The following is an 8,087-nucleotide window of genomic DNA, read 5'->3' on the forward strand; positions in this document are numbered from 1 at the left end:
GGCGCGCGTAGTCGTCGGCGATCTTGCGGGCGCGGGCCTGTATTCGGGGGCTGGTGCGCTGGTCGCCGGGGGCGAGGTAAGCGGTGGCATAAGGGATGTCCTCGCCTTCGTCGACGATCCGCCAGCCGGGTTCCTCGCCGGAGAGGTCGGTGGCCTCACGGGCGGTGCGTCCGTAGAGCACGGCGACGGCGTCCTTGACGGCGGTCAGTTCGGTGTCGGAGAACCGGGACCGGTCCGCGGGGCGTAGTGGGCGCAGACGGTGCTGTTCGCGGCCGAGTACGGTCTCGGTCGCCATCTCCGCCGCGCCGGAGGCGACCAGCCGGTCCCGGATCGGCCGGAGCGGGCGAGGTGCGGGACCGTGGGGCAGCTTCTGGTACCGCACTCCGGTGATGGGGCGGCCGGTCTGGCGGACGTGCGCGAACTCCGCGAAGAACAGCACCTTGTTGACCTTTGCGATGCCTCCGAAGCGGTCGCCGGCGAGTTCCTCGGCGACCAGGAGGAGCAGTTCGGCGAACTTGTCCTCGTCAGGCTCGGTTGGGATGTCCTCGGCGGCCAGGCTCGCTGCGATGATCCGTTCGTACTCGTCCACCACACGTGCTCCCTGATCAGACCGCTGGTTACGGTCGCCCCGGGGCAACCTTCATCCAGCTTGCTCCATCGAACAGATGTTCACAACTCGGGTGTGGGGTCGTTGCTCTCCGCGCCCAAAATTGGATGATCCTGGATGGGTTGTTGCCTGTGGCTGCTCCAAATGGGATGGGTCGTGGCCAAGGGCCCGAACCCGCGCTGCGGGCGCCGCGATTTCTACCATCGTGCGGTATCCGATCGCGACCTGTGTCGAGGGTTCGGTGTGCGGTTCGAGGCCAGATCCAGTTCCTTCGACCGACTTGCCGCGACAGCGGATCGGTCCGATTATCTAACTAATTGTCCTACCCGTCACATGACGTCACTTCCGGGTGGAGAGCCTGCCTGATTCGGACGTACGCGGCTGACAGATCTGGAGCCAAATGGTCGGCAAATCTGGAGGTCGACCTGTGGCAGATCTGGAACTGGAAAGCTGGCAGATCTGGTGGAAGGTCGAGGCGAGAGCGCCGGCGGCGCATCTGTGCGGTCTGTTCTACCGGTCGCCGTCGATGCCCGGTGTGACCGCTAATGAGCTGACTGTTCTAGACTGATCGCTCGCGGTCGTCGACGATGGTTGCCTGGTCGGACGTGGGGCGGGTGGGTGGTTCCGTTGGATCCGTTGGTTCCGCCTGATCCGGTACGCGTCGGCCCGTACCGGATCCATGCGCGGCTGGGCGTCGGGGGCATGGGCCGGGTGTACCTGGGGACGTCCGCCGCGGCGGAGAAGGTGGCCGTCAAGGTCATCAAGTCGGAGCTGGTCGCGGATGCGGGGGTTCGGGCGCGGTTCGCCGCCGAGGTCGAGAACCTCAGGATGGTCTACGGGTCGCGGGTCGCCCGGTTCGAGGGCGCCGGCCTGGACGACGAGCCGTCCTGGTGCGCGGTCGAGTACGTCCCCGGTCAGACCCTGCGCCAGTACGTGGACCTGCGGGGGCCGCTGGAGCCGCCGCTCGCGGCGATCCTCGGCGCGGCGCTCGTTGAGGGGCTGGCGAAGATCCATGAGGTCGGGTTGCTGCACCGCGATCTCAAGCCGCAGAACATCCTGCTCGGCCCGGACGGCCCGAAGGTGATCGATTTCGGGCTGGCGCTGCTGGCGGACCGGAGCCGGGAGCTCACCGAACCGGGCGCGGTCATCGGGACGGTGGCGTACATGTCGCCTGAACAGGCCCGGGGCGAAAGAGACCTGACACCCGCGGCGGATGTCTACGCGCTGGGCGCCACCCTGGTTGCGGCCGCGACCGGACACCCGCCGTACCGGGGCGTGGGTGGGCCGGCGTTGCTGTGGCATATCGGTGACCCGAACCATCATCCGGATCTCAGCGCCGTGCCGGCCGCACTGGCGTCGGTGCTCGGCGCGATGGTGGCCTTCGAGGCGTCCGCACGGCCGTCGCTCGACGTGGTGCTTGAGCGGCTGTTGGCCGTGGCCACGGCCGGCCGGCGGTCGGAGTCGGGGATGCGCCGCCGTCTCGTGGAACGCACCCACGGTTCGGTGGTCGATGGGCAAGTGATCATGCCGCCGGATGTGGATGATCCGGTGGCAGACCCGGTGGCCGACCCGGTGGCAGACCCGGAGATGACGCGCGATGCCGGGCCACCGCACGTTGTGCCATCACCGGGGCCTGGGATGGGGTCTCGGATGGGGCCTCGGGCGGGGCCGGCGACATCGCAGGCGCGGGCGTCGGTCAGTGTGGAGTGGCTGGTGGCGCGCTTGCGCGCCGAGTACGCCGGTGATGCGGCCTTCTGAATCAGTTCTGAATCAGGGGCGGCCGGCCGTGAGGCTGGGGGCCGTGATGCCGGGAACCATGGGGTCGAGGGACGGGGAAGGGCAGGCGGTGGTGACAGCCGGGTCGCGCGGGTCGTACGCGCCGGGAGCGCGGGTCCTCGTGCGCGACGAGGAGTGGCTGGTGCGCAGCGCTGTCCAGACGGCGCACGACGGCTGCATGATCAAAGTAGTGGGGGCGTCGGAGTTCGTCCAGGACTGCGAGGCGACGTTCTTCGACCGGCTCGAATCGGTCGAGGTGCTGCGCCCGGAGAACACCGTCCTGGTCGCCGATGACACGCCACGGTTCCGCCGCAGCCGGCTGTACCTGGAGGCGCTGCTGCGCCGCACGCCGTTGCCGCGCGGTGAGCGCGGGTTGGCGTTGGCGGATTCGTTCCTGCTCGACCCGAAGACCTACCAGCAGCGCCCGGCCGAGCGTGCGCTCTCGGGCCTGCGCCCGCGGCTTCTGATCGCGGATGTGGTGGGTCTGGGCAAGACTCTGGAGATCGGGCTGATCCTGGCCGAGCTGGCCCGCCGCGGCCGGGGGGACCGCATCCTGGTGGTGACTCCCCAGCAGGTGCTCGAACAGTTCCAGCACGAGCTGTGGACGCGGTTCTCCCTGCCGCTGGTCCGGTTGGACTCGGTGGGTATCGAGCGGATCCAGCGGGAGATCCCGGCCGGACGTAATCCGTTCACCTACTTCAAGCGGGTCATCGTCTCGGTGGACACGGTGAAGAACGTCGGCATGTACGGCCATCACCTGGAGAACATCGTCTGGGATGCGGTCGTGATCGACGAGTCGCACAACCTGATCGGTTCGGCGAGCCTGCGTAACCGGCTGGCGCGGCTGCTCGCCTCCCGTACCGACGCGCTCCTGCTGGCCAGCGCCACCCCGCACAATGGCGACAAGAAGTCTTTCGGTGAGTTGATCAGGCTGCTCGACCCGGCCGCGATCGCCGATGTCGAGCACTATTCGGATGCGGACATCAGCCACCTCTACGTCCGCCGGACGAAGATCGATAAGGAGGTCCGGGACGAGATCAGCGGCGACTGGGCCGACCGGGGCCCGTCCGTGCCGCTGCGGTGCCCGGCGACACCCGCCGAAGAGAAGATCTTCGCCGAGTTCGTGCGGGTCTGGCTGCCGCCCGGCGACGCGGGCACGGCTGATCCGGTGGTGCGTCCGCAGGTGGCGAGCATCGTGAGCAGGGAACGGCGGCTGTTTCCCTACACCCTGCTCAAGGCGTTCCTGTCGTCCCATCACGCGCTGGCGCAGACCGTCGACACGCGGCTGGGCTCGGCGGGCTGCACCGATCCGGCCGAGCGGGCCGCGCTCGAGCGGCTGCGTACGCTGGCGGCGGCCATGACCGACACCGACTCCGCCAAGCTGTCGGCCCTGCTGCGCGAGCTGCGCGGGATCGGTGTCGGCCCGGGGAGCGATGTCCGGGTCGTGGTCTTCTCCGAGCGGATTCCGACGGTGAAGTGGCTGGCCGAGGTGGTACCGGCGGCGCTGGGCTTCACCGGGCGGGCGGCCCGGGACGCAGTGGCGATCATGCATGGCGGTCTGACCGACACCGAACAACAGAAGATCGTCGAGGAGTTCTCCCAAGGGGACATCCCGGTCCGGATGCTGTTCACCGGCGACGTGGCGTCCGAGGGCGTCAACCTGCACCGGGCGTGTCACCAGCTGGTGCACTACGACCTGCCGTGGAGCCTGATCCGCATCGAGCAGCGCAACGGCCGGATCGATCGTTACGGCCAGCGGCTCCAGCCGCAGTTCCGGGCGTTGATCCTCACCTCGGCGGTGGACGGAGCCAAGGACGACACCACGGTCGCCGAGAAGGTGCTGGCCCGGGAGGCCGAGGCGCACCGCAGCCTCGGCAGCGCCGGGGCGGTCACCGGGGAGTATCTCGCCGATCGGGAGGAACGCCGGCTCGTCCAGGACCTGCTCGCCGGGCGCACCGTCGAGGAGTCCCTGTCCCTGGACGTCGGCCCCGAACGCGATGTGCTGGCCGACCTGCTCGCCGGTGTCGGTGCGACCTCGGTCGCGGCGCAACCGCGGCGGGCGGCGCTACCGACCGTGTTCGCCTCTACCGAGCAGTTCGTCCAGGAGGCGTTGCGGGAGGTCTTCGGCTCGCCGGAGGATGCTCTCGCGCTCCGCCGCGAGGACGGGCTGATCGCCTTTGACGCCCCGCCCGATCTGGAACGCCGGATGTCGGACCTGCCCCGCTCCTACCTGGCCGACCAGCGCGTGGACGGGCGGCTGCGGCTGAAGCTGACCTTCGACCGGGAGCTCGCCGGGCGCGCGCTGGACGAGGCCCGTCGGAGCCGCAAGAGCAGCTGGCCTGCCATCGCCTATGTCAGTGACATCCACCCGGTCGTCGACTGGCTGATCGACAAGGTGCTCGTCCGGCTCGGCCGGCAACAGGCGCCCGTCCTGCTCGCCGACGTCGCCGGCCCGGTGTTCTGCATCCAGGGCATCTACTGCAACCGGATGGGCCAGCCGACCGTGGTCGAATGGATGGCGGTGCGTGGCCTGCCCGACATGCCGGATGTCGGGCCCTTGGCCGAGGTGCTGGCACGGGCCGGGGTGAACGCGGCGATGACCAATCCCGCCTCCGGGGTCGATCTCGGACGGTTGCAGGGGCTTGTCCCGGCCGCCGTCGACGCTGCCCGCAGGCATCTGGCGGCGCGGCGCGACGCCTGGGACGCCACGACCGCCGAACCGTTGCGTGTCCACCGGGCCCGCCTGGAGCACTGGCGGCAGCAGAGTCTGCTGCCCGAGACCGCCGCCGCGTCCCAGCGGGCCAGCAGAATGCGCCGGGTGGACGACACCATGCGCGAACAGAACGATCTTGTTGCGCGGCTGGAGACCACCGGCGAGCCGTTGCTGCGCCTGCTCGCGGTCCTGGAGAGTGCCGCGTGAGCTTCGAGTCGCTGACCAACCGGGGCGAATACCTCTCCGCCTACTACCTGGGGGAGCTTCTCCCCGGTGTCCTGAAAAAGGAGTATCTGCCCCGCTGGACGGAGGCGGAGAAGCAGACCGACGCGCGCACCCCGCGGGCCGGCATCCGGGCGTTGCGCCGGACCTACTTCGATCTCAAGGCCGAGATCGTCGAACTCATGGCCGATGACGAGGCCGGCGCCGACGCCGAACAGGACAAGCTTCAGGCCAAACTGCACGAGTTGCATGACGAGGTCCTGCGCGCGCTGGCCTTCTCGCCGCGACCGGCGGAGCGCAGCGTCATCCGGGCCGGGACGGAGCATGTCGTCGCGGTCGCCCACGCCGAGGGCGGGGTGGTGGCGATCGAGTGCGGCTGGGCGACGGACACCGACGCGGCGACCGAACCCGACGGCGCCGGCCGGCTGGCGAACCCGGTGGATGTCGACCTGCGGACGCGGATCGAGCACGGCATGGCGCTCGCCGGCCACCTGTTCGCCCTCGACGACGATCCGCCACGCTATGTGCTCATCCTCACCGGCGGGGTGGTGACGCTCGCCGACCGGCTGACCTGGGGGGAGGGCCGCTACCTGGCGGTCAGCCTCGATGTCGCGTTCGGGCGCAACGACGCCCGGCCCGGCGGCGAACTCGACATGATCGCCGCACTGTTCGGTGCGGACTCGCTGTGCCCGCCGCAGGAGGGTGGCGCCGAGCGCCTCGCCGAGCTGCGGGAGGGGTCCCGGCGGCAGGCGGTCGGCGTCTCCGCGGAGCTGCGGGAGGGGCTGCGGCTGTCCGTCGAGCTGATCGCCAACGAGGTGCTCGACCGCATCCGGGCGGCCGGTGCCCGTCCCGAGCAGATCATGGAACCCGACGAGCTGGGACGTGAGCTCGCCCGGGAGGCGCTGCGCTACCTCTACCGGATCCTGTTCCTGCTCTATGCCGAGGCCCGCCCGGAACTCGGCGTGCTGCCGGTGGACCATCCCGAGTACGCCGAGGGGTACAGCCTCGCCCGGCTCGGCGATCTCGTCTCCCGCAAGCTGATCGGCGAGTCGGCGGGTGGCGGCTTTCACCTGTACGAGTCGCTGGACCTGCTGTTCCGGATGGTCAACGAGGGGCACCGCCCCCGTGCCGCCCAGCCTGAGGCTGCCTCGGACAGGCAGACCGACAGCGACGAGGCCGAGCGCAGCGAGGGTGAGGGCATCCGGTTCGAGCCGTTGCGGTCGGAGCTGTTCCTGCCCGGGGCGATCAAACTGATCGGTCGGGGCGCCGTGCCCCACCCGGGGGACGACGACAGGGACGACGACAGGGATGACGACGGGGCCGACCATGACCATGACGGCGGGGACGGGCGCGGGTCCGACGCACGGACGATCGACACCCGGCTGCGCAACAGCTGCCTGTACGAGGTGCTGCGGCTGCTGATGCTCACCCGCGGTAAGAAGAAGGAACGCGGCGGGTTCATCTCCTACGCCCAGCTCGGCATCAACCAGCTCGGCGCGGTCTACGAGGGGTTGATGTCCTACACCGGGTTCATCGCCGCGGAGGAGCTGTACGAGGTCGCCAAGGGCGGTGACCCCTCCGACGGCAGCTGGATGATCCCGGCGTCGCGGGCCGACGACTACCCCGACGCGGTCTTCGCCCGCGCGCTCGACGACATGGGCCGCCGCACCGGGCCGCGGGTCCGCTACCCGGCGGGGTCGTTCGTGTACCGGCTCGCCGGCCGGGACCGCCAGACCAGCGCCTCCTACTACACCCCGCAGTCGTTGACCGAGGTGACCGTCCAGCTCACGCTGCGGTACCGCCTTGACCAGGATGGCACCACGACGCCCGCCCGCGAGCTGCTGGACTGGACGATCTGCGAGCCGGCGCTGGGCTCCGGGGCCTTCCTCAACGAGGCGATCAACCAGGTCGCCGCCGAGTACCTGCGGCGGCGCCAGCGGGAGCTGGGGGCGAGCCTCGACCCGGAGCGGTACGCCGTCGAGTTGCAGAAGGCCAAGGCGTACATCGCTCTGCACAACTGCTACGGCGTGGACCTCAACCGCACCGCGGTGGAACTGGCCGAGGTGTCGCTGTGGCTGAACGTGATGCACGCCGGTCTGCAGGCGCCCTGGTTCGGCCTGCACCTGCGGCGCGGCAACTCGCTCATCGGCGCCGGCCGTCGCTACTACGAGCCGGCGACGCTCGCCGACAAGGCGTGGCTGACCACCGCTCCCACCGACCATCCGTTCCGGGACGGTGAGCTGCCGGACGGAGTCGTCCACCACTTTCTGCTGCCCGCCGAGGGCTGGGGTGCGGTCGCGGGGGAGAAGGAGGCGAAACAGCTCGCGCCCGAGGAGGCCAAACAGCTGGCCACCTGGCGGCGCGCGATGCTACGCGTGCCCGCGGACAAGGGGAAGAACAGCCAGGTCAAGCGGTTGCAGGGGATCGCGCGTCGGGTCGAGTTCCTGTGGGGGCTGGTGCGCCAGCGCCTGGAGATCTCCGAACGGGAGATCCGCCGGCACATCGACGTCTGGGGCGCCGACGACCTGCCGACGGTCACCGGGGCGGTGCCACGGGAGAAGATCCTCGCAGACCTGGAGGCGCCGGGCACGCCGTACTGGCGGCTGAAGATGCTGATGGACGCCTGGTGCGCGCTGTGGTTCTGGCCGCTGGATTCCGTCGGTCTGCTTGACGGTTCGGCCGCGCAGTACGAGCGGGACGTCGTCATCGTCCGGCACTCCGAACAGGCGCAGCCCGCCGGGGACGCCGTGGTTGCGCCCAGTTGGGCGA

Annotated in this window: 4 protein-coding genes and 1 pseudogene; 4 read left to right on the forward strand and 1 reads right to left on the reverse strand. The window is 70.0% G+C overall.

Annotated elements, in window-relative coordinates; translation table 11 throughout:
- The coding region (locus U9977_RS22815; protein WP_322751335.1) for a Panacea domain-containing protein at nt 1–592 on the reverse strand (592 nt) is incomplete at its 3' end.
- A gap of 442 nt (nt 593–1,034) precedes the next feature.
- On the opposite strand from U9977_RS22815, the gene U9977_RS22820 reads away from it, so the two are divergent.
- From U9977_RS22820 to U9977_RS22835, 4 genes and pseudogenes are all read left to right on the forward strand, one after another.
- Complete coding sequence (locus tag U9977_RS22820; protein ID WP_322751336.1) at nt 1,035–1,175, forward strand: hypothetical protein; 141 nt, start codon at nt 1,035–1,037, stop codon at nt 1,173–1,175.
- A 59-nt stretch (nt 1,176–1,234) separates the two neighbouring features.
- Complete coding sequence (locus tag U9977_RS22825; protein ID WP_322751337.1) at nt 1,235–2,365, forward strand: serine/threonine-protein kinase; 1,131 nt, start codon at nt 1,235–1,237, stop codon at nt 2,363–2,365.
- 58 nt (nt 2,366–2,423) lie between these two features.
- Nucleotides 2,424–5,303: a helicase-related protein gene (locus U9977_RS22830; RefSeq protein ID WP_416210752.1), complete on the forward strand. Its 2,880-nt coding sequence runs from the start codon at nt 2,424–2,426 to the stop codon at nt 5,301–5,303.
- Nucleotides 5,300–8,087: pseudogene (locus U9977_RS22835) on the forward strand (class I SAM-dependent DNA methyltransferase); the annotation flags it as partial. The gene U9977_RS22830 and the pseudogene U9977_RS22835, both read left to right, overlap by 4 nt.

This window comes from Protofrankia sp. Cas8 (assembly GCF_963555845.1).
Taxonomy (GTDB): domain Bacteria; phylum Actinomycetota; class Actinomycetes; order Frankiales; family Frankiaceae; genus Protofrankia.

Excerpts from the sequence above, each read along its gene's own strand:
- U9977_RS22830 (WP_416210752.1), top strand. The coding sequence starts at position 2,424 with ATGGGGTCGAGGGACGGGGAAGGGCAGGCGGTGGTGACAGCCGGGTCG.